This is a genomic window from Sphingomonas sp. GW822-FHT03G08, from assembly GCF_058801135.1.
Genome location: NZ_JBXAMZ010000001.1, coordinates 2,789,107 through 2,807,615 on the forward strand (window position 1 = coordinate 2,789,107; position 18,509 = coordinate 2,807,615).

Here is an 18,509-nt window from a genome sequence, read left to right on the forward strand (position 1 = left end):
CCTAAAGTCCTTCAGTCTGTCGTTCGTCTACGGACGCTTCCGACGGAAGCGCCGATGCGCCTTGCGAAGCGGTTTCGCAAGGGCGGGAGGTGGAATCGGGTCCGATAAAGTGCAGCCACCGATCGAGTGCTTCGCTCGTCCGGGCGGCTGCTTTGGCGTCGGTCAGGCCGGCATGTACCACATTTTCGCGGCCAAGCGCCAAGGACAATATGGTGCGCGGGATCGGCAATGTTAAGCCCTTGCGCCCGCTTCCTTCTTCATCGAGGCCGACGCGCCAGGCCTGGGCGAGCTTGCGCGCCCCGTCCTCGCTCGCGTCGCTCGCATGGAGCAGCAGGTGCAGGCGGCCGCTGCGCGCGGCTTCCTGGATGCGGTCGCCGCCGATCGCGACATGCCCGGCCTTGAACTCGAGACCCAGCCGGTCGAGCGCGTTGCGCTGCAGCTGCTCCTCGATCCGCGCGCCGAGATCCTCGGGAATGCGCAGCTCGGCGCCCTTGAAGGCACGCGCAAGTACGCCCCGGAGCTTCTTGCCAGACGCTTCGAGTTCCGTCCGCGTCACGCCGATCCAGGCGCCGCGGCCCGGCGCCTTGGCGCGGACATCGGGCAGCACTTCGCCATCCGGCGACAGCGCGAGTCGAATCAGCCCGTCGCGCGGGGCTTCCGCACGCGACAGCACGCAGGTGCGCACCGGATCCTTCCCCTCCCGCGCCGCGGAAGGAGTGGTCCCCTTGGCCTTTAGCCGAGCGCTATCATTGTGAGGGTTCCGCATGCGCGTCTCCCTGCACCGGCGCGGCGTTGCGGTCAGCGATCAGCTGCCCGCCCGCACCGTAATTCTCGAGGCTCAGTTCCGTGATGTTGACCTGCACGGCAGCCGCCGACTTGCCCAGGCGCGCGACCATGGAGGCCGTCACGTCAGCGACGATGCCGGCCTTCTGCTCGCGGGTAGCCGGGCCGGCCAGACGGATGTCGATGAACGGCATCAGGCATCACCCTCCGAGGCTTCGGCGGTCTCGGCCGCGGGGGCCTCGTCCTCGAACCAGTGGGCGCGGGCCGCCATGATGATCTCGTTGCCCTGCTCGTCGCTGAGGCCGTACTCGGCGAGGATCCCGCCCTTGTCCTGCTCGCGCTTCGGCGCGTCCTCGTTGCGGCGGCGCGGCTCGGCGCGCTTCTTCTGCACCAGCTCGTCGGTCGCCAGGTCGGCGAGGTCGTCGAGCGTCCGGATGCCGGCCTTGCCGAGCGTGACCAGCATCGCCTCGGTCAGATACGGCATGGTGGCGAGGTCGTCCTCGACGCCCAGCTCGCGGCGGGCGGTGCGATTGGCTTCCTCGCGGCGCTCCAGCGCTTCCTGCGCGCGGCTCTGCAGCTCCTGGCCGAGCTCCTCGTCGAAGCCCTCGATCGAAGCGATCTCGTCGAGCTCGACATAGGCGACTTCCTCGAGGCTGCTGAAGCCCTCGGCGACCAGCAGCTGGGCCAGCGTCTCATCGACGTCGAGCTCGTTCTGGAACATCTCGCTGTTCGCGACGAACTCGGCCTGGCGCTTCTCGCTGGCGTCGGTCTCGGTGAGGATGTCGATCGCCTTGGCGGTCAGCTGCGAAGCCAGGCGCACATTCTGGCCGCGACGGCCGATGGCGAGGCTGAGCTGGTCGTCGGGAACGACGACTTCGATACGATCCTCTTCCTCGTCGATCACGACGCGGCTGACATTGGCCGGCTGCAGCGCGTTGACGACGAAGGTCGCGGTGTCGGGCGACCAGGGGATGATGTCGATCTTCTCGCCCTGCATCTCCTGCACGACGGCCTGGACGCGCGAGCCCTTCATGCCGACGCAGGCGCCGACCGGATCGATCGAGCTGTCATGCGAGATGACGCCGATCTTGGCGCGCGAGCCCGGATCGCGGGCAGCGGCCTTGATCTCGATGATGCCGTCGTAGATCTCGGGCACTTCCTGCGCGAACAGCTTCTTCATGAAGTCCGGATGCGCGCGGCTGAGGAAGATCTGCGGGCCGCGGTTCTCGCGGCGGACGTTGAGGATGATCGAGCGGACGCGATCACCGACGCGAACCACTTCGCGCGGGATCTGCTGGTCGCGGCGGATCACGCCTTCGGCACGGCCCAGGTCAACGACCACATGGCCGAACTCGACGCGCTTCACCACACCGGTGATGATCTCGCCCATCCGGTCCTTGAACTCGTCGAACTGGCGCTCGCGCTCGGCGTCGCGGACCTTCTGGAAGATGATCTGCTTCGAAGCCTGGGCCTGGATGCGGCCGAACTCGATCGGGGGCAGCGGATCGACGATATAGTCGCCCACGGCCGCGCCCTTCTGGAGCTTCTGCGCCTGGTTGACGTCGACCTGCTTGAAATAGTCATCGACCAGCTCGACCACTTCGACGACGCGCCACAGGCGCAGGTCGCCGGTGTTCGGGTCGAGCTTGGCGCGGATGTCGTTCTCGACGCCGTAGCGATTCTTCGCGGCGCGCTGGATCGCGTCTTCCATCGCCTCGATGACGATGGCCTTGTCGATCAGCTTTTCCTTCGCGACCGAATCGGCGATGGCAAGCAGCTCGGCCTTGTTGGCGGAAATGGCGGTGGCCATCAGTCGTTTTCCTCTGCTTCGTATTCTTCGGCGCCCTCGGCGGAGAGCGGCACGGTTGCGGCAATGAGCTTGTCGGTCATCAGCAGCTTGGCGTCGGCGACGGCGCCGAACGGAACGCTGACCACCTTGTACTTGCGGACATCGATCGAGATCATGTCGCCCTCGGCGCCGATCAGGTCGCCGGTGAGCTGCTTGCGCCCGTCCTCGAGCGGCTCGACCAGGTTGAGGCGCGCCTCATGGCCCTTCCAGTCCTCGAAATCCTGCGCACGGGTCAGCGGCCGGTCGATGCCGGGCGAGCTGACCTCGAGGCGATAGGCATGGTCGAACGGGTCCTTGCCCGCTTCCTCCAGCGCGTCGAACACATCGGAGATGCGGCGCGACAGGTCGGCGCAATCGTCGATGGTGAGCTGGCGGGTATCCGGGCGCTCGGCCATCACCTGCAGCGTCGGATCGCTGGTCCCGCCGAACATCTTGACGCGCACCAGCACGAGCCCGAGCGCCTGTGCTTCGGGTTCGATCAGCTTGGTGAGGTCGGCAATATTCGCCACGCGGGACTCCGGTAATGGTCAAGCAGCTTCGGAGCCGGAGCCCTGCGGGCCCCGACCTCGGCATGTTTGACGATGTCGAGAAAGCACTGGCGATATACGCACTTGCCCGGTTGGGGGCAAGAGGGGTTGGGAATCAGGGGAGACACCCCCTGCTCCATCCCTCCGTCACCCCGGCCTTGTGCCGGGGGCCACCGGGAGGCAGGCGCTGGACAAGAGGTTCTTTGCCGTATTGCGCAAGGCGCAGTGGACCCCGGCACAAGGCCGGAGTGACGATCGGAAACGAAGGAAGCCGCGCCTCCGCCTACCCGGGATTATGCGCGTCGAGGAACCTGCCCACCCTCTGCAGGAAATCCGCCTCGTTCGCCGGATCGTGCATCGTGTGATCTTCGCCCGGATAGACGACGAACTCATGCGCCTTGCCCGCCCGGGTCAGCGCATCGTGCAGCCGCTCGGACTGGTCGACCGGCACTGTCTGGTCGGCGGTGCCGTGCGCGATCAGGATCGGCATGGCGAGCTGGCCGGCATAGGTGACCGGCGAGATCGATTCGAGCGACGGCGCCTTGCCCTGGATGCGGGCCCGCCAGGCACGGAAGGCGCGCTCCTCGAAGGTCTTGTGGTCATAGTCGAGCTGGGCGCGGACGTCGGAGATGCCGGCATAGCTGATCGCGCAGCGATAGGTCCGGTTGTCGCGCGCCGCCGCCCACATCGCGGCATAGCCGCCATAGGAGGCGCCCATGATGCACACCCGCTTCGCATCGATCGTGCCGCGCTTCGCCAGCCAGGCGACGCCGTCATCGACATCGTCCTGCATGCCGCGGCCCCATTCGCCGTCGCCGCGCGCGGTCATCGCCCGGCCGAATCCGGTCGAGCCGCGATAATTGGGCTGGAGCACCGCATAGCCCTTGCCCGCGAGATACTGGACCCAGGGATCATAGTCCCAGCTGTCGCGCGCGAACGGCCCGCCATGCGGCATCACGATCAGCGGCAGGTCCCTGGCCGCGCGCCCGGCCGGCAACGTCAGATAGCCGTCGATCTTCAGGCCGTCGCGCGCCGCGTAATGGATGGTCGTCACCGGCGCGAGCTGCTTGCCGTCGAGCGCCGGATTGATCGCGGCGAAGCGCCGGGCCTGGCCGTCGGCGAACAGATAATAGACGCCCGGATCGCTCGCCGAGGCGCTGTAGACCAGCAGCGCGCGCTGATCGTCGCTGGCCGAGACCACGCGGTTGACCCGCCCGGGCAGCGCCGCGTCGATCGCCGCCTGGCGGCTGCGCATCGCCCCGTCGAACCACAGCATCCGGTCGCGATCATCGGTATAGGCAACGCCGGCGGGCTTGCCGTCCGGAGTCAGCTCGAACCCGTCGAGATCGGCCTTGCCATTCTCATAGACCAGCGCCCCCAGCCGGCCGGCGCGGAAATCATAGGTGTAGAGACCGATCCGCCCGGACGGCGCCTCGGCCAGCGCATAGCCCTGGTCGCTGCCCTGGACGGGCGCGAACTGGGCGATCTCGGGATCGGTGCCGGCAACGTCATTGCCCTCGCGACTGAACCCGTCAGCCTCGCCCCGGCGATAGACCAGCCAGGCCTTGTCGTCCTTGGCGCCCACGCCGGCGCGCACCACCCCGGCGCCATCGACCACCCAGTCCTGGACATGCGGCTGGGCCGCCACCGCGAGTGTCGCCGCGCCACTGGCCAGGTCGATTCGCCACACCGAAGGCGTGTCCCGGCGGCGATCGCGCGTCTTGAGCAGCAGGAAACCGGCCTTGCGATCGACATGGAGCAGTTCCTCGCCCCTTCCGGCGACGCGTGCCTGCCCGAGCTGGGCAAGCTGGCCGCGCGCCACGTCGATCTCGACCAGCCGGGTGGTCGATTTGGCCTCGTCGCGTGTCAGGCTGGCGAGCAGCCGGCCCGGCGCCAGCCAGAAATACCATTCGAGCCGCTCGCCCTGGGGCAACGCTACGGGATACGCGGCAAGGTCAGGGCGCTTCGGGTCGAACAGCATCAACCGGCCCTCGGCCCCGATCCGGGCGACGATGCGGCTGCCATCGGGGGAAAGCTGCGGGTCCTCGATCGCCGCCGGGGCGAGCAGTTCGGCCGCGCTCGGCGGCATCGCCGGCCCGGGATCGGCCCGCGCCACGGTCATCAAAGCGAGAATGGCCGCCAATCCGGCGGCGCCTGCCCGGCGAAACTGCGTCAACGAAACCCCCACCCGAGTCCGAGGGCGAGGATGATGGGAGATCGAAAATTGCGCAATACCGTAGATTTGCGCAACTTATTGAAACGGCAGCGTTATGACCTGCAATGCGCCGGCAAGCTTGGCCTTGGCAGCGCGCCCGCGACTGCACAGAATGGCGCGGCATGCGGAGCCGGCGCCCAAACGGCGCGTTGGCCCCGCCGGAACCAAAGAGGGATCGTGGACATGAAGACGAAGCTTCGCGCGGCACTGCCCGCCATTGCCCTGCTCGCGGCATGCAATGCCGGTTCGGGCGTGTCCGCCGAGCCCCAGGCCACGCCCAGCCCGGCGCCCGATCCCGCCCTGCCCTTCACCATGACCCAGGTCGCCGATTTCGATACGCCCTGGGCACTGGCCTTCCTGCCCGACGGCCGCATGCTGGTGACCGAGAAGGCCGGCAAGATCCTGCTCGTCTCGGCGGACGGCAAGCAGTCGCAGACCATCGCGAACGTCGATGTCGTGTTCCAGGGCCAGGGCGGCCTGCTCGACGTGATCCCGGCGCCGGACTTCGCGAAGAGCCGCCAGGTCTATTACACCTATGCCGAGCCGCGCCCGGACGGCTCCAGCCTCGCGCTGGCCCGCGCCACCTTCGTCGATGGCACGACGCCCGCGCTCACCAATCCGCAGGTGCTGTGGCGCGCCGGGGCGGACGGCAAGGGCGGCCAGTTCGGTGCGGTCATCGCCTTCGCGCCCGACGGCAAGTCGCTGTTCCTCACCTCGGGCGAGCGCCAGCGCTTCACCCCCGCCCAGGATCCCAACCAGGCGCTCGGCAAGATCCTGCACCTGACGCTCGACGGCAAGCCGGCGGCCGGCAATCCCTGGGCGGGCAAGACCGGCAGCGCGACCGTGACCGTCACCGATCCGCCCAAGAACACCGAGCTCGCCAGGACCGCGCCCAGCCGCACCGTCGCGGTGGAGGGCACGAACCTGGTTCCCGCCGAGACCTGGAGCCTCGGCCATCGCAATCCCTATGGGCTGGTGTTCGATGGCGGCGGCCGGCTCTGGGAAGTCGAGATGGGCCCCAAGGGCGGCGACGAGGTCAATCTGATCGTCAAGGGCCGGAACTATGGCTGGCCCAATGTCTCCAACGGCGACAATTACGACGGCACGCCGATCCCCGATCATGCGCCGGGCGACGGCTATGAGGCGCCCAAGGTGTTCTGGAACCCCGCCATCTCGCCGGGCGGCATGGCCTATTATTCGGGCAATCTCTTCCCGCAGTGGAAGGGCTCGCTGCTGATCGGCGCGCTTTCCGGGCGCGGGCTGATCCGCGTGGCGCTCAACGGCGACAAGGCGAGCAAGGCCGACCAATGGGTGCTCAACATGCGCATCCGCGACGTCGTCCAGGGGCCGGACGGCGCGGTGTGGCTGCTCGAGGATGCCGGACGGGTTAACGGGCGGTTGTTCAAGCTGATGCCGAAGTAAGGGCTGCGGACAAACCCGTTCCCCGGCGAAAGCCGGGGCCCGGGGTTTCTCTGCCGTGTCGCTCTTTTACCCTGGGCCCCGGCCTTCGCTGGGGAACAGGCAGGCTGGGAAGCGCAAGACCGGATCGACTGCTCCCACCGCTTGCAATGCAGGATTGCGCCTGCCGGGATGATGCGGTCGGCTCCCCGGGGCCGGCCGCTGTTTGCCCCTGTAGGAAAGATAGGATCGCGTGCACGCAACAATGTTGCGAGATGCGACGCGGACCCGGGAAAGTGGGCAGAATAGCAGCCCGCCAAACCGGCTCTTGGGCCTGTACTTCGTGTACTTTCGCGGGCCTCGCCCCAGTCGGTGTAGGACGCCGCCCTAGCGCAGGATCAGGTAGTTCATCCGCGCCGCGGCGATCGGCCGGTCGGGCTCGTCCTGCCAGGCGACTGCCTCGACATTGGCGACGCGGGTGCCGAGCCGGGTGACGATGCCCCGGGCACGCGTCGGCTTGTCGCGGCCACCGCGCATGTAATCCACCGTCAGGTTGATCGGCTTGACCTGGGTCTCGTCGGTGCCGAGCGCCTGCCATAGCGCGCCGACCGCCGCCATCTCGAGCAGCCCGCCGATCGCGCCGCCATGCAGGAAGCCGGGCCGGCCGAGCACATCGGGGCCGAAGGGCATCACCAGTACCGGCGCATCCTCGCCGGGTTCGACCGTGAGGCCGAGCAGTTCGGCGTAAGGGGGCAGGATCACCGGTATCCCTCCGTCGCCATGAAGGTACCGGCGACGTGCGCGATCGGGTCGTTCGGATCGCCGTCATGCGCCTGGCCGCGCACGAACGCGATCGAGCGGGTCAGGCGGTAGCATTCACCGCGGCCGATCACCGCGCGTCCGGGCGTTGCGGGGCGCAGATAGTCGATCCGCAGGTCGAGCGTCGCCTGGGGCACGAAGGCGCCGGCACGCAGCCAGACCGAGACGGCGGTGGCCATGTCCATCAGCGCCAGGATCGGCCCCGATGCGAGCACGCCCGACGCCGGGTCGCCGATCATGTCCTCGCGGTACGGCAGCTCGAGCTCGGCCCAGTCCGGGCCATGGTCCCGGTAGCCGATGCCAAGCCGCGTGCCATGGCTGGCGAAGCGCAGCTCGAAGAAGCGCAGGGGATCGAAGGTGGAAGGGGCCGCTTGGCTCATAAGCCCGGCCCTAGCGCGGCGGCGGATGGCACGCAAATGGGGGCAATTACATGCTTGTAAGATGCACCATATCGACCCGCCCCTAGCCTCCCCTTTGTCGGGTCCTTCCCGGAAGAGGGGGAAATATGGGGTTGCTGAAGATCGATCTCGGCGAGATCGCCGAGCTGGGTACCAATGTCGCGATGCACGGCACGCTGGCCGCCGTGGATCGGGACGTCGATGACCTGTTCGAGCTGATCGTCGGCATCGCGATCCTGATCTACGAGATGGTGCCCGACTTCGCATGAACGGAATCGACGCGGCCACCCGCGCCGCGATCGTCACCGCCCGGGCCGCGGCGCCCGGCACGGTACGGGCATGGCGCGCGGGGCCTGCCTATCGCACGCTCGCCGCCCGCTTCGCCGACTGCCCCGCCGGCGATGGGGAAGCAGCAATTGCCCTTGCCGCGGAGATGCTATGCGACGCCAGCTGGGCCGAGGCGCTGCTCCGCCCGCTGGTCGAGGCGCTTGCGGCCGATCCGCTGTTCGAGCCGCCCTTCCGCGTAAGCCGCGATCCGCTGCGGATCGGCGCGGTGCTGTTCGAATGCCCGGCGGTGAAGCTCTCCGCCAGCGTCACCAGCGCGGCGGAGATACGGCGCAGGCCCCCGCCGTCCAGCTGCACCTTCACCGGCCGGCTGGCAGTGACGCGCTATGTCCGCGCGGGTGGCGCCACGCTGCGGCGCTGGCGCACGGCCCCTGCCGAGGCTGAATTCCGCGCTGATGCCGCTCCGCCCTGTTTGGAGGAAGCGCCGCTCCACCTTGCCGATGGCGCAGTGGTGGCGATCGACGGACGCAGCGAGGCGCAGTTGCTCGCCGATGCGACCCTTGACGTGGTCACGCTCGTCGCCACCGCCCGTGCCGGGGCACCGCTGATGCGCGAGCATGCGATCGCGGACGGCCGGCTGCTCTGTATCGCCAGCGGCGACGACCGCGCCTCGCGCACCGAGATGTTGCTCGCCTTCCTCCGCCTGGCCGGCCGCGCCGATGCTGGCCCCTGCTTCGAGCAGGCGACCCATGATCCGGCCTTCCACCTGCGCTGGGCGGCGATGCGCGAATGGCTGGCGCTCGACGCCCGCGCCGCCCTTCCGCGGCTGGGAGCAATGGCGGAAAGCGATCTCCATGCGGAGGTGCGCGAGGCAGCGGGCCGGACGCTGGCGGTGGTGCGCGCAAAGCTGGAAACGCCATGCCTCGCCTGATCGATCCCGGCACGGGCAACGCGATCGGCCTCTGCGATCTGGTCGAAGCGCTCGACGCCAACCCGGTCGATGCCCGCGACGAGGACGCCTTCGCCAGCTGGGGCCCGCTGCTTGCCCGACTGGGTCGAAACCCGGATTTCCTCGCCGATCTCGCCATCGCCGAGCTCAAGGCGAATTGCGCCGGGCAGGTCACAGGCAATGGCTATGGCGCCCAGGTCTTCCTGCTGCGCCCGCCCAATGGCCGCTATGTGCTGCGCGCCAATTTCTGGCCGGCACGCGAGGACCCGATCACCCGCGCCAGCGGCCCGGCGGCGTTCTTCTATGATCTGCCGCACGATCATAATTTTCCATTTCTGACATGGGGTTATCGCGGCCCGGGCTATTGGAGCGACTATTATGAGTATGATGTCGCCCCGCTCGCCGGCCTGCCGGGCGAGGATGCAGGGCTGCGCTTCGTCGAGCGATCGCGGCTCGAGCAGGGCAAGCTGATGCTCTACCGGATGCGGCGTGACATCCACGTCCAGCTGCCGCCGGACAGCATGTCGGTCTCGCTCAACATCCTCGGCGCCGATCCCGCCCAGCCCTGGCTCGACCAGTATCGCTTCGACATCGCACGCGGCACGATCGCGCAAGGCCTGACGGTGACCGCAGCCGAGGCGCTGGTCGCGATTGCCGTGCATCTCGGCAACGGCCTCGACCTGGCCGAACGCTTTGCCCGCGACCACCCCTGTTCCCGGATGCGGGTGACGGCGCTCGACGCCCTTGCCTCCGCGCTGCCGGGCGAGGCGGCGGCGCGCTTCGAAAAGGCGGTGGACGATCCCGACCGTATCGTCGCCGGTCACGCCCGGGCGCGACTGGGTCCGTAACGGACATGATCGCCACGGAAACGGAGCTATCGCCGTTACCCTCGCACCGTGACCGCCATAGTCGCCTGTAATCTGGAGATGCCCGGCCTGGCCGAAGCCGCCGCCGCACGCGGCCTTGGGCTGGTGCGGTTCGTACCCGGCGTGGCGGCGGATGCGGCGCTGGTGAGAGGAAGGCCCGAGACGATCGCGCGCATCCACGCGATCGGATGGCAGGGACCATTGCTGCTCCTGCTGGCCGACAGCGACAGCGTCGCCCTGGCGCTCGATGCCGGTGCCGAGGACGCGATGCCCGCCTCCACCAGCGTCGAGGAGATCGCCGCCCGGCTTGCCGCGCGCATCCGGCGCCGGCCCGAGATCGTGCTGGGCGAACTGCGCATCGATCAGGTGGAGCGGCGGGTGACGCGGGCGGGCCATCTCATCCGGCTGCTGCCCCGCGAATATGCGCTGCTGCTCCATCTCGTCCGGCAGGGGGAGCGGCCGAGCGGGCGGAATGAACTGCTGTCCGCGGTGTGGGGGCTGGGATTCGATCCTGGCACCAACGTTGTCGAAGTTCATGTCTCAAGACTGCGTGCAAAGCTCGATCGCGGCTTTGCGATTCCGATGCTGCGCACCGACAAGGGGCGCGGCTACCGGTTGTGCGCGGCGTGATCGCGCCGCTATCGTGGCCCCCATATAAGGGAGAGAGCCAAGCCATGACCGAGCAGCGTGTCACGATCGACATCCACGAAGGCGTCGCCGACGTAAGGCTGGCCCGGCCGGACAAGCTCAACGCGCTCGACCCGGCGATGTTCACCGGCATCATCGCCGCGATCGCCCGGCTGGAGCAGGAACCCGGCCTGCGCGCCGTCGTCCTTTCCGGCGAGGGGCGCGGCTTCTGCGCCGGGCTCGACATGGCGAGCATGGCGCAGAGCGGCCTGGGCGGCGCCAAGGACCTCGACATCGCCGCGCGCACCCACGGCCTGGCCAATGACTATCAGCAGGTCGCCTGGGGCTGGCGCACCCTCCCGGTGCCGGTGATCGCCGCGCTCCACGGCGTCGCGTTCGGCGGCGGGCTGCAGATCGCCAGCGGCGCGGACATACGCATCGCCGCATCCGGCACCCGCCTGTCGGTGATGGAGATGAAATGGGGCATCGTGCCCGACATGGCCGGCTATGCGCTGTGGCACGGCAATGTCCGCGACGACGTGCTGCGCGAGCTGGCATATACCGCCCGCGAGTTCGAGGCCGAGGAAGCCCAACGCCTGGGCTTCGTCACCCGCATCGCCGAGGATCCGCATGCCGAGGCGATGGCGCTGGCCCAGGCGATCGCCGGGCGCAACCCGCACGCGATCCGCGCCGCCAAGCGCCTCGCCAACCTGGAGGGCGACGCCGGCGACATCCTGCTCGCCGAGAGCCGCGAACAGGCCGCGCTGCTACGCACGCCGAACCAGATGGAAGCGGTGATCGCCAACATGCAGAAGCGTCCGCCAGTGTTCAAAGACTGACGTCGATCGCCTCGACCCGGTCGGGATAGAAAGCGAGATGGCCGCGGATCGCCTCGACCGCGGCATAGGGCGCCTCATAGCTCCACACCGCATTCTCCACGCCGCCGACGATCGAATAATAGGACGCGTCGCCCTTGTACGGGCAATAGCTGGCATGGGCGGTGCGGCCGAGCAGCGCCATGTCGGCATCCTCGCGCGGGATGTAGAGGACCGGCGGATAACTGGCCTCGCGCAGCTCGAGCGCGCGGCGCGTATCCGCGATCACCCTGCCGGCGGCACGGACCACGACATGCGCGTCCGAACGCGTGATCGTGATCGGATGATCGGGCCCGGGAATCAGGATCGGCTTGCTCACCATATGCCACCTCCGGCAGGCGATATGGGGCGGCGCGAGGCCATTGCAATCGCCCCGCCACGCCGCCATACCGCATCTTCGAAAAAGAACCGGGAAAGGGTGCCAGCATGCGTGAAGCAGTGATCGTCTCGACCGCGCGAACCGGGGTCGGCAAGGCGGGCCGCGGCTATTTCAACGACACCGAGGCGCCCGTTCTCGCCGCGCATGTGATGAACGCCGCGGTGGAACGCGCCGGCATCGATCCGGCGCGGATCGACGACGTGTTCTACGGCATGGGCAACCAATGGGGCACCGAGGGCGGCAACATGGCGCGGATGGCGCTGTTCGCCGCCGGGCTGCCGCACAGCGTGCCCGCCTTCAGCCTTGACCGCAAATGCGGATCGGGACTGACCGCGATTGCCCTCGCTGCGCGATCGATCATGACCGACGAGATCGACGTGGCGCTGGCCGGCGGCATGGAATCGATCAGCCTGACGATGAAGAACGCCCCGCGCTATGTGAACCAGTCGGTGATCGGCAAGGTGCCGGCGGCGTATATCCCGATGATAGAGACCGCCGAGATCGTCGCCGAGCGCTATGGCATCAGCCGCGCGGCGCAGGACGAATTCGGCGCGATGAGCCAGCAGCGTGCCGCAGCGGGGCTGGAGAACGGTGCCTTTGCCGAGGAGATCGTGCCGATCACGGTGGAAAAGGCGCTGTTCGACAAGGAAGGCAACCGCACCGGCAGCGAGACGGTGACCGTCACCCAGGACGAAGGCATCCGCGGCGGCACCACCGCCGAGGTGCTGGCCACGCTCAAGACCGTCTGGAAGGACGGGCAGTTCGTCAAGGAAGGCAAGTACATCACGGCGGGCAATGCCAGCCAGCTTTCCGACGGCGCCGCCGCCCAGATCCTGATGGAGCGGAAGACCGCCGAGGCCGAGGGCAAGGAGATCCTGGGCATCTATCGCGGCTTCCAGGCCGCCGGCTGCGAGCCCGAGGAAATGGGGATCGGCCCCGTCTTCGCGGTGCCGAAGCTGCTCAAGCGCGCAGGGCTGAAGGTCGAGGATATCGGCCTGTGGGAGATCAACGAGGCGTTCGCCAGCCAGTGCCTCTATTGCCGCGACACGCTGGGGATCGATCCCGAGAAGCTCAACGTCAATGGCGGCGCCATCGCGATCGGCCACCCGTTCGGGATGAGCGGATCGCGGCTGGTGGGCCATGCGCTGATCGAGGGGCGCAAGCGCGGGGTGCGCTATGTCGTGGTGTCGATGTGCACCGCCGGCGGGATGGGGGCCGCAGGGCTGTTCGAGCTTCCCTGACGCCCGCCTTCCTCCCTCGTCACCCCGGCCTTGTGCCGGGGTCCACCGGGAGGCGCGCGATGGGCAAGAAGCTCTTTCGTCAAAACGAGAGGCATAGTGGACCCCGGCACAAGGCCGGGGTGACGGTTAGTGGTTTTTGGCGACGGATTGATTCAGTCCAGCCCCACTGCGTCCGCCGCGCGCTTCTCGGCCGCGGCGTGCAGGTCCCAGAAACTCTCCACGGGCTCGCCGGCCAGGCGCCGCTGCAGCACTTCGAGATGGGCGCCCCAGCCGCCGCCGAAATTGCGCGCGTCCGCCGCCCCGCGCAGGCGGTTGTGGGTGAGCACCAGCCGGGTGCGGTCGGGGGCGAAGGCGAAGAGCTCGATCGTCACTTCACCGGCATCGCCATTGTCCCAGGTGAAGGCGAGGAAATGCGGCGGCTCGAAGCGCGTGATCGTCTCCGACCAGGCCTTGCCCTGATGCTGGGCGTAGCGCTCGGGATTGGGCACGTCGCCATCGGACAGGTTCTGGTGGTTGAAGGTCATGCCGAGCTTGCCGCCGACCTGCGGCTCGGTCGGACCGCCCATGAACCAGCGGGCGCGCAGCTCGGGATCGACCAGATATTGCCAGACGGTCTCGATCGGCGCGGCAAGGTCGCGCTCGAAGCGGAGCATCTGCGGGGTGATCGTGTCGGCGGCAAGCGTATCAACCATCGTGCTTCTCCGTGATACGGCCCAGGCCTTCGAGGATCATCGTCCAGCCCTTGCGGGTCTGGTCCTCATAGGCGGCCCAGGCGGGATCCATTGCGTGGGTAAGGGTGAGCGTGCAGCCGCTGTGGCTGGGCGCGATGTCAATCGAGACGCGGGTCCATTCACTTTCCTCGACCGGTCCCGCCGCGAAGAGGAAGACGAGGCGCTGCGGGCGCTCGATGACTTCGAAGCGCAGTCGATGGGGCACTTCCCCGGTGCCGCGCCGCTCGACGATCAGCCCCTCGCCACCGACTCGCGCGTCGATCTCGCAGCGGACCATCTCGCCGTCCGGCGTGGCGAAGAGGAAGCGTGCCGCATCGGCGGGATCGAGCCAGGCATCGAACACGCGCTCGGCCGGCGCGGCGAATGCGCGGGTGATGCTGAGGATCGGGGCACTCATGCCAGGTTGACCTGCCAGGAGACTCCGAACCGGTCGTTCAGCCAGCCGAAGCGGGGGCTCCAGCCATAATTGTCGGGCGGCATCAGCACGCCGCCGCCCTCGGACAGGGCCGCGAACAGCCGGTCGAACTCGGTTTCGTCCGCGACATCGAGGAAGAAGGACCAGCTCGGGGTGAAATCGAAGCCGTGCGTGATGAAGCTGTCATGGATCATCACCGCCTGGCCGGCGATCACCGCATGCGCCCGGAGGATCGTGCCTGCGGGGCCGGGCCCGTCGGGGCCGAAACGCTCGACCGACTCGATGCGGCTGCCGGGCACGGTCTCGATCCAGAAATCGAGCGCGGCCTGGGCCTTGCCGTGCTGGAACATCAGGAACGGGGTGGCCCGGGTCATGAGCGGGTCGCCTTCTGGTCCGCGGCGATGATCGCTTCGAGCGCATCGAGGCGGACGGTCCAGAACTTCTCCCATTGCTTCAGCCATTGCTCGGCTTCGGCAAGCGGCGCGGGCTTGAGTGCGCACATATAGCTGCGTCCCACCTTGCGCCGCGCGACCAGCCCCGCGCCCTCGAGCACCTTCAGGTGCTTGGACGCGCCGGCGAAGCTCATCGCGAAGGGCTCGGCGAGATCGCCGATCGATTTCTCGCCCTGGGCGAGATGGGCGAGCATGCCGCGCCGCGTCGGGTCGGCAAGGGCGTGGAAGGTGGCGTCGAGTCGATATTCAACCATGTGGTTTAATATCTGCGCGCCAGCCGGGATAGTCAACCGATTGGTTGAATAATTTTCGGCGGATTTCCGCGATTCTTCCGGAGAAATGTTGAATCTCTTGTCACGCTTACGCGCAAAGAAGGCGTCGCGCTCGGCTTCAGCCGCGGCGCGGGCTTCGGAGGTCATGGAGGGTCCGGTGGAGTCGGCCATATGCCGACCCCATCAGACAAAATCCTACATTGATAGCGTTATTTACGCCTCAGCCGGCACCGGTGCGCGGGCGGCGCGGATGCTGTCCCAGGCGTAGAGCGCGCAGCCGGCCCAGATCAGCGGGAAGGCGACCAGATGGACGGTACGCAGCGGCTCGCCCAGCGCCAGCGCGACGAAGAATTGCAGCGTCGGTGCGATGTACTGGAGCAGGCCCATCATCGACAGCGGCAGCAGCCGCGCGGCGGCGGCGAACATCAGCAAGGGCGTGGCAGTGATGACGCCGGCGGCGATGAGCAGCGCGTTCTGGCTGGTGGAGACACCGAAGCCGCTGGTCCCCTGCCCCGCCGTATAGGCCAGCCAGACAGCGGCGAAGGGAATGAGCAGGATCGTCTCGACCGTGAGCCCGCCGAGCGAATCGATCGCCACCACCTTGCGGACCAGGCCGTAGAAGCCGAAGCTCAGCGCCAGAGCGAGCGAGATCAAGATCGCCCCGCCACCCTCCAGCGCCATCACCAGCACGCCGGCCGCGGCGATGCCGATCGCCACGCCCTGCCAGCGCCGCAGCCGCTCGCCGAGCACGAGCATGCCGAGCGCGACATTGACCAGCGGATTGATGAAATAGCCGAGGCTCGCCTCGAGCACATGGCCGGTCTCGACCGACCAGATATAGACGAACCAGTTGATCGCGATCAGCGCCGCGCTGGCGCAGAGCAGGAGGAAGGTGCGGCCGCGGGCCGCGCGCCAGATGTCGCCTGCCCGGCCGAACGCGAAGACCAGCACGCCGAGCAGCAGCACCGACCAGACGATGCGGTGGGCGAGGATCTGGAGTGCCGGCACGTTCGACAGGATGTGGAAATAGATCGGCAGGAAACCCCAGATGCCATAGGCGCCGACCGCAAGCGCAAGGCCGCGATTGGCGGAAGCGCGGGCGGGATCGGCGGACGCGGGACTGCTGCTCATGCCGCCTCCTTGCGCGGACCTTCGACGGCGCGCAAGCAAGCCTCGCTTTGCCGTCGCAAAGCGATTGCACCGAAATGCTTCCTCGCTACTCTTGTCAGACAAGAGGGGGAATCATGTCTGACGAATGGGATCGGGAAGGCCCTTATGGCCATCCGGTAGTCGCGACTCTGGTGGGAGGCGCCATCCTGGTGCTGGCCGCCGTGCTGGGGCCGCATTTCTGCGAGCCCGTGCCGCTGCCGGCGCTGCTGGTGGGGGGGGCTGCCGCCGGGCTGGTGCTGTGGCTGATCGGATTCCTGGCGACGACGCGCCATGCCGGGCTGGGCTGGAAGCTGGGCTCGCTGGCGCTGCTGATCGGCGCGGGCGCCGGGGCGGCGCTGGTTGCGCATGGCCAGTTCCAGACGCGATCGCGCGCCGATGCCAGCAGCTTCGCCGACATGGAGCTGGGCACCGACGGCACGCCGTCGCTGCCCGCCGGCGCGGCATCGCGCGGGCCGGTCTCGAGCCTCTATCTTTCGTCGATCAAGGAAGATCAGGCCGCGGCGCGCGCCTATGGCGAGGCGCTGGGCAAGTTCGGCGCGGGGGCGCTGACCAGCCCCTATATGCTCCAGCAGAACCCGCAGGTGATCGGCCATTGCGGCGATATCGCGCAGGTCCGCGCGCTCGCCGCCGAGCAGAGCGTGGCGCGGCTCGCCCGGCGCAAGGCGCTGGCCGAGGCGATCGGCGGCGCGAGCCTGCCCAAGGCCGCCAAGCTGGGGATCGCGAAGATCGCCGGCGATGCGCAGGCCGACCCGCTGCTCGCCAACCAGCAGGCGATGCTCGATGCGACGGCGGAGCTCTGCACGCTGCTCGCGCGCAAGAGCTGGATCAACGCCAATGGCTATTTCGGCTTCGGCAGCGGCAGCGATACGGCGGCGTTCAAGGCAGTGAGCGCGAAGCGCCAGGCGATCGCGAAGGAGGCCGAGGCGCTCGACCGGGCCGCGCGCGAGCGGATCCTTGCCGGGCGCGAGCAGGTGCGCACCGCGCTGAGCCGCTCGATCTACGCGGGGGAGTAAGGCTCAGCCGCCGATCCGCAGCCAGAGCGCGGTCGCGTCGTCCGAGGTCTTGAAGCGCGGGAAGCGGGTGCAGGCGGCGTCGCCCTGCTCGATCGCGCGCAGCTCCTCGGCGATAGCGGCGAGGCCGCGGCTGCGGATCGCCTCGATCAGGGTCGTGTCGTCATAGGTGCCGTAGCTGTCGATCAGCGCGGCATAGCCGTCGCTCATCAGGAAGAGCTCGTCGCCCGGCGCACAGGCGATGCTGGCGCCGGCGACTTCCGACATATGCTCGGGATCGACGCTGAGCACGCGCATGCCGGGGCGGCCGCGGGTGGCGCGGAGATTGGCGAGGATCGGGGCGGAGCGCTTGGGGCTGCCCAGGCCGTGCGCGGCAAGGCTGGCGGCGCGTTCGGCCTCCGAATCGCGGATCTCGCGGACCGGGCCGAGCCGGGTGACCGGGCCGCCGGACCAGAGGAAGCCGACACAGTCGCCGAGCCAGCCGATCTCGAGCACGCCCTCGCCGAGCCGGGTGGCGAGCGAGGAGGCGAGCGGATATTCCCAGCGATCCTCGGGATCGCGGGTGCGGTCGCGCTCCCAGCCGGCGAGGATCGCATCGCCGACATCGCCGAACAGCGCTTCGATCGACGCGGCCGGGGAGACGGTGAAGGCACCGTGCGCGATGCTCGCCAGCCAGGCCGCGCCGCCCTGGCTGCCGACCAGCCCGGGCGGGCCGAGATCGGTCGCGCCGTCGATCACCCAGGCATGGCCGCGCACGAAGCCGGCGCGGTCGTCATTGGGAACGGAGACATCGCCGGCGAGGCTGATCGACTGGAGGAGATCGAAGTGCATGATCCCCTCCTAGCAGGCCGGCGTGACACCTGTCAGTCGCCTGGTGGCGGACGATGCGCGATTTCGACGAGTATCTTGCCGGGCGCGATGAAGTAGAAGGCGAAGGCGCCGCGCTGGTGGACGGGCGGATCGCCGGCCAGCCCCTCGGCCGCCAGCGCCGCGTGGAGCGCGGTCACCGCCACCTCGTCGGCCAAGTGGAAGCCGATATGGAAGCCCTCGGGGAAGCCCTGCGCGCCGCCACGCTGGAGGCGGCTGAGCACCAGCACGAGGCCGGCGCCGTCGACAAGGATCGACAGGCCGTTGTCGCCCAGGGTCTGGAGGTGGCGGAAGCCCAGCCAGCGCTCGAAAAAGGCGCGGGCCTCGGCGATGTCGGGGACGGGAAGGTCGAGATGGTTCAGGCGCATTGGTCGTTCCTCA

General features: G+C 68.5%; 23 protein-coding genes. 8 read left to right on the forward strand and 15 right to left on the reverse strand.

Translation table 11 applies throughout. From position 1 onward, the window contains the following. Position 1 precedes the first annotated feature (1 nt). The 5 genes from AC1RJ5_RS12850 to AC1RJ5_RS12870 form a co-directional block, all read right to left on the reverse strand. On the reverse strand, positions 2-766 hold the full coding sequence (locus tag AC1RJ5_RS12850; protein ID WP_269573547.1) for a DUF448 domain-containing protein: 765 nt from the start codon (positions 764-766) through the stop codon (positions 2-4). Further along, positions 747-977 carry a tautomerase family protein gene (locus tag AC1RJ5_RS12855; protein ID WP_493113652.1) on the reverse strand — a complete coding sequence of 77 codons (231 nt, stop codon included), beginning with the start codon at positions 975-977 and terminating at the stop codon, positions 747-749. The genes AC1RJ5_RS12850 and AC1RJ5_RS12855 overlap by 20 nt, the downstream gene beginning before the upstream one ends. Further along, entirely contained in the window at positions 977-2,593 is a 1,617-nt protein-coding gene (nusA, locus tag AC1RJ5_RS12860) for a transcription termination factor NusA (RefSeq protein ID WP_269573546.1), read from the reverse strand. The genes AC1RJ5_RS12855 and nusA overlap by 1 nt, the downstream gene beginning before the upstream one ends. Further along, positions 2,593-3,141, reverse strand: coding sequence for a ribosome maturation protein RimP (gene rimP, locus AC1RJ5_RS12865; RefSeq protein WP_342250021.1), 549 nt, complete (start codon positions 3,139-3,141; stop codon positions 2,593-2,595). The genes nusA and rimP overlap by 1 nt, the downstream gene beginning before the upstream one ends. A 301-nt stretch (positions 3,142-3,442) precedes the next feature. After that, on the reverse strand, positions 3,443-5,281 hold the full coding sequence (locus AC1RJ5_RS12870) for an alpha/beta hydrolase family protein (protein WP_493113655.1): 1,839 nt from the start codon (positions 5,279-5,281) through the stop codon (positions 3,443-3,445). Positions 5,282-5,557: 276 nt separating this feature from the next. Here AC1RJ5_RS12870 and AC1RJ5_RS12875 point away from each other — a divergent pair, with 276 nt between their 5' ends. Continuing rightward, positions 5,558-6,796: a PQQ-dependent sugar dehydrogenase gene (locus AC1RJ5_RS12875; RefSeq protein WP_493113657.1), complete on the forward strand. Its 1,239-nt coding sequence runs from the start codon at positions 5,558-5,560 to the stop codon at positions 6,794-6,796. Positions 6,797-7,159: 363 nt separating this feature from the next. On the opposite strand, the gene AC1RJ5_RS12880 is transcribed toward AC1RJ5_RS12875, so the two are convergent. Beyond that, positions 7,160-7,534: a PaaI family thioesterase gene (locus tag AC1RJ5_RS12880; RefSeq protein WP_269573542.1), complete on the reverse strand. Its 375-nt coding sequence runs from the start codon at positions 7,532-7,534 to the stop codon at positions 7,160-7,162. Next, complete coding sequence (locus AC1RJ5_RS12885; RefSeq protein ID WP_493113660.1) at positions 7,531-7,971, reverse strand: PaaI family thioesterase; 441 nt, start codon at positions 7,969-7,971, stop codon at positions 7,531-7,533. The genes AC1RJ5_RS12880 and AC1RJ5_RS12885 overlap by 4 nt, the downstream gene beginning before the upstream one ends. A 125-nt stretch (positions 7,972-8,096) precedes the next feature. Here AC1RJ5_RS12885 and AC1RJ5_RS12890 point away from each other — a divergent pair, with 125 nt between their 5' ends. From AC1RJ5_RS12890 to AC1RJ5_RS12910, 5 genes are read left to right on the forward strand one after another with little or no spacing between them, the layout of a single operon-like run. After that, a complete protein-coding gene (locus AC1RJ5_RS12890; RefSeq protein ID WP_184162555.1) occupies positions 8,097-8,258 on the forward strand; it encodes a hypothetical protein in 162 nt (53 codons plus the stop codon). Continuing rightward, positions 8,255-9,205 carry a hypothetical protein gene (locus AC1RJ5_RS12895; RefSeq protein WP_493113662.1) on the forward strand — a complete coding sequence of 317 codons (951 nt, stop codon included), beginning with the start codon at positions 8,255-8,257 and terminating at the stop codon, positions 9,203-9,205. The genes AC1RJ5_RS12890 and AC1RJ5_RS12895 overlap by 4 nt, the downstream gene beginning before the upstream one ends. Continuing rightward, on the forward strand, positions 9,193-10,071 hold the full coding sequence (locus AC1RJ5_RS12900; protein WP_493113664.1) for a transposase: 879 nt from the start codon (positions 9,193-9,195) through the stop codon (positions 10,069-10,071). Before AC1RJ5_RS12895 ends, AC1RJ5_RS12900 begins: the two co-directional genes overlap by 13 nt. Positions 10,072-10,119: 48 nt before the next feature. Then, positions 10,120-10,719, forward strand: coding sequence for a winged helix-turn-helix domain-containing protein (locus tag AC1RJ5_RS12905; RefSeq protein WP_493113666.1), 600 nt, complete (start codon positions 10,120-10,122; stop codon positions 10,717-10,719). Positions 10,720-10,763: 44 nt separating this feature from the next. Continuing rightward, on the forward strand, positions 10,764-11,555 hold the full coding sequence (locus tag AC1RJ5_RS12910) for a crotonase/enoyl-CoA hydratase family protein (protein ID WP_269573537.1): 792 nt from the start codon (positions 10,764-10,766) through the stop codon (positions 11,553-11,555). Here AC1RJ5_RS12910 and AC1RJ5_RS12915 read toward each other — a convergent pair. Then, a complete protein-coding gene (locus AC1RJ5_RS12915) occupies positions 11,545-11,913 on the reverse strand; it encodes a DUF427 domain-containing protein (protein WP_493113670.1) in 369 nt (122 codons plus the stop codon). The two genes, AC1RJ5_RS12910 and AC1RJ5_RS12915, sit on opposite strands and share 11 nt — an antisense overlap. Positions 11,914-12,017: 104 nt before the next feature. Here AC1RJ5_RS12915 and AC1RJ5_RS12920 point away from each other — a divergent pair, with 104 nt between their 5' ends. Further along, complete coding sequence (locus AC1RJ5_RS12920) at positions 12,018-13,211, forward strand: thiolase family protein (protein ID WP_493113672.1); 1,194 nt, start codon at positions 12,018-12,020, stop codon at positions 13,209-13,211. Positions 13,212-13,363: 152 nt separating this feature from the next. Here AC1RJ5_RS12920 and AC1RJ5_RS12925 read toward each other — a convergent pair whose 3' ends face one another. The 5 genes from AC1RJ5_RS12925 to rarD form a co-directional block, all read right to left on the reverse strand. Continuing rightward, the gene (locus AC1RJ5_RS12925; RefSeq protein ID WP_269573534.1) at positions 13,364-13,903 is read right to left on the reverse strand and encodes an SRPBCC family protein; all 540 of its coding nucleotides are present in this window, start codon (positions 13,901-13,903) and stop codon (positions 13,364-13,366) included. Continuing rightward, on the reverse strand, positions 13,896-14,339 hold the full coding sequence (locus AC1RJ5_RS12930) for an SRPBCC family protein (protein WP_269573533.1): 444 nt from the start codon (positions 14,337-14,339) through the stop codon (positions 13,896-13,898). Before AC1RJ5_RS12930 ends, AC1RJ5_RS12925 begins: the two co-directional genes overlap by 8 nt. Further along, positions 14,336-14,731 (reverse strand): VOC family protein, encoded by a 396-nt coding sequence (locus AC1RJ5_RS12935; RefSeq protein WP_269573532.1) that lies wholly within the window; start codon positions 14,729-14,731, stop codon positions 14,336-14,338. Before AC1RJ5_RS12935 ends, AC1RJ5_RS12930 begins: the two co-directional genes overlap by 4 nt. Then, positions 14,728-15,063: an ArsR/SmtB family transcription factor gene (locus AC1RJ5_RS12940; protein WP_493113675.1), complete on the reverse strand. Its 336-nt coding sequence runs from the start codon at positions 15,061-15,063 to the stop codon at positions 14,728-14,730. Before AC1RJ5_RS12940 ends, AC1RJ5_RS12935 begins: the two co-directional genes overlap by 4 nt. Before the next feature lie 231 nt (positions 15,064-15,294). Next, positions 15,295-16,212, reverse strand: coding sequence for an EamA family transporter RarD (gene rarD / locus AC1RJ5_RS12945; protein WP_493113677.1), 918 nt, complete (start codon positions 16,210-16,212; stop codon positions 15,295-15,297). A 113-nt stretch (positions 16,213-16,325) separates the two neighbouring features. Between rarD and AC1RJ5_RS12950 the strand changes: the two genes are divergently transcribed. Continuing rightward, positions 16,326-17,264 carry a hypothetical protein gene (locus tag AC1RJ5_RS12950; RefSeq protein WP_493113679.1) on the forward strand — a complete coding sequence of 313 codons (939 nt, stop codon included), beginning with the start codon at positions 16,326-16,328 and terminating at the stop codon, positions 17,262-17,264. A 3-nt stretch (positions 17,265-17,267) separates the two neighbouring features. On the opposite strand, the gene AC1RJ5_RS12955 is transcribed toward AC1RJ5_RS12950, so the two are convergent. After that, the gene (locus tag AC1RJ5_RS12955; protein ID WP_493113681.1) at positions 17,268-18,092 is read right to left on the reverse strand and encodes a hypothetical protein; all 825 of its coding nucleotides are present in this window, start codon (positions 18,090-18,092) and stop codon (positions 17,268-17,270) included. Between the two features lie 32 nt (positions 18,093-18,124). After that, entirely contained in the window at positions 18,125-18,496 is a 372-nt protein-coding gene (locus AC1RJ5_RS12960; RefSeq protein ID WP_342250009.1) for a VOC family protein, read from the reverse strand. Positions 18,497-18,509 lie beyond the last annotated feature (13 nt).

What these genes read in the sequence shown, in the direction of transcription:
- AC1RJ5_RS12850 (WP_269573547.1), bottom strand. Translation starts at nt 766, where the DNA reads ATGCGGAACCCTCACAATGATAGCGCTCGGCTAAAGGCCAAGGGGACC.
- AC1RJ5_RS12855 (WP_493113652.1), bottom strand. Translation starts at nt 977, where the DNA reads ATGCCGTTCATCGACATCCGTCTGGCCGGCCCGGCTACCCGCGAGCAG.
- nusA (WP_269573546.1), bottom strand. Translation starts at nt 2,593, where the DNA reads ATGGCCACCGCCATTTCCGCCAACAAGGCCGAGCTGCTTGCCATCGCC.
- AC1RJ5_RS12870 (WP_493113655.1), bottom strand. Translation starts at nt 5,281, where the DNA reads ATGACCGTGGCGCGGGCCGATCCCGGGCCGGCGATGCCGCCGAGCGCG.
- AC1RJ5_RS12875 (WP_493113657.1), top strand. Translation starts at nt 5,558, where the DNA reads ATGAAGACGAAGCTTCGCGCGGCACTGCCCGCCATTGCCCTGCTCGCG.
- AC1RJ5_RS12885 (WP_493113660.1), bottom strand. Translation starts at nt 7,971, where the DNA reads ATGAGCCAAGCGGCCCCTTCCACCTTCGATCCCCTGCGCTTCTTCGAG.
- AC1RJ5_RS12890 (WP_184162555.1), top strand. Translation starts at nt 8,097, where the DNA reads ATGGGGTTGCTGAAGATCGATCTCGGCGAGATCGCCGAGCTGGGTACC.
- AC1RJ5_RS12895 (WP_493113662.1), top strand. Translation starts at nt 8,255, where the DNA reads ATGAACGGAATCGACGCGGCCACCCGCGCCGCGATCGTCACCGCCCGG.
- AC1RJ5_RS12900 (WP_493113664.1), top strand. Translation starts at nt 9,193, where the DNA reads ATGCCTCGCCTGATCGATCCCGGCACGGGCAACGCGATCGGCCTCTGC.
- AC1RJ5_RS12910 (WP_269573537.1), top strand. Translation starts at nt 10,764, where the DNA reads ATGACCGAGCAGCGTGTCACGATCGACATCCACGAAGGCGTCGCCGAC.
- AC1RJ5_RS12915 (WP_493113670.1), bottom strand. Translation starts at nt 11,913, where the DNA reads ATGGTGAGCAAGCCGATCCTGATTCCCGGGCCCGATCATCCGATCACG.
- AC1RJ5_RS12920 (WP_493113672.1), top strand. Translation starts at nt 12,018, where the DNA reads ATGCGTGAAGCAGTGATCGTCTCGACCGCGCGAACCGGGGTCGGCAAG.
- AC1RJ5_RS12925 (WP_269573534.1), bottom strand. Translation starts at nt 13,903, where the DNA reads ATGGTTGATACGCTTGCCGCCGACACGATCACCCCGCAGATGCTCCGC.
- AC1RJ5_RS12930 (WP_269573533.1), bottom strand. Translation starts at nt 14,339, where the DNA reads ATGAGTGCCCCGATCCTCAGCATCACCCGCGCATTCGCCGCGCCGGCC.
- AC1RJ5_RS12935 (WP_269573532.1), bottom strand. Translation starts at nt 14,731, where the DNA reads ATGACCCGGGCCACCCCGTTCCTGATGTTCCAGCACGGCAAGGCCCAG.
- AC1RJ5_RS12940 (WP_493113675.1), bottom strand. Translation starts at nt 15,063, where the DNA reads ATGGTTGAATATCGACTCGACGCCACCTTCCACGCCCTTGCCGACCCG.
- rarD (WP_493113677.1), bottom strand. Translation starts at nt 16,212, where the DNA reads ATGAGCAGCAGTCCCGCGTCCGCCGATCCCGCCCGCGCTTCCGCCAAT.
- AC1RJ5_RS12950 (WP_493113679.1), top strand. Translation starts at nt 16,326, where the DNA reads ATGTCTGACGAATGGGATCGGGAAGGCCCTTATGGCCATCCGGTAGTC.
- AC1RJ5_RS12955 (WP_493113681.1), bottom strand. Translation starts at nt 18,092, where the DNA reads ATGCACTTCGATCTCCTCCAGTCGATCAGCCTCGCCGGCGATGTCTCC.
- AC1RJ5_RS12960 (WP_342250009.1), bottom strand. Translation starts at nt 18,496, where the DNA reads ATGCGCCTGAACCATCTCGACCTTCCCGTCCCCGACATCGCCGAGGCC.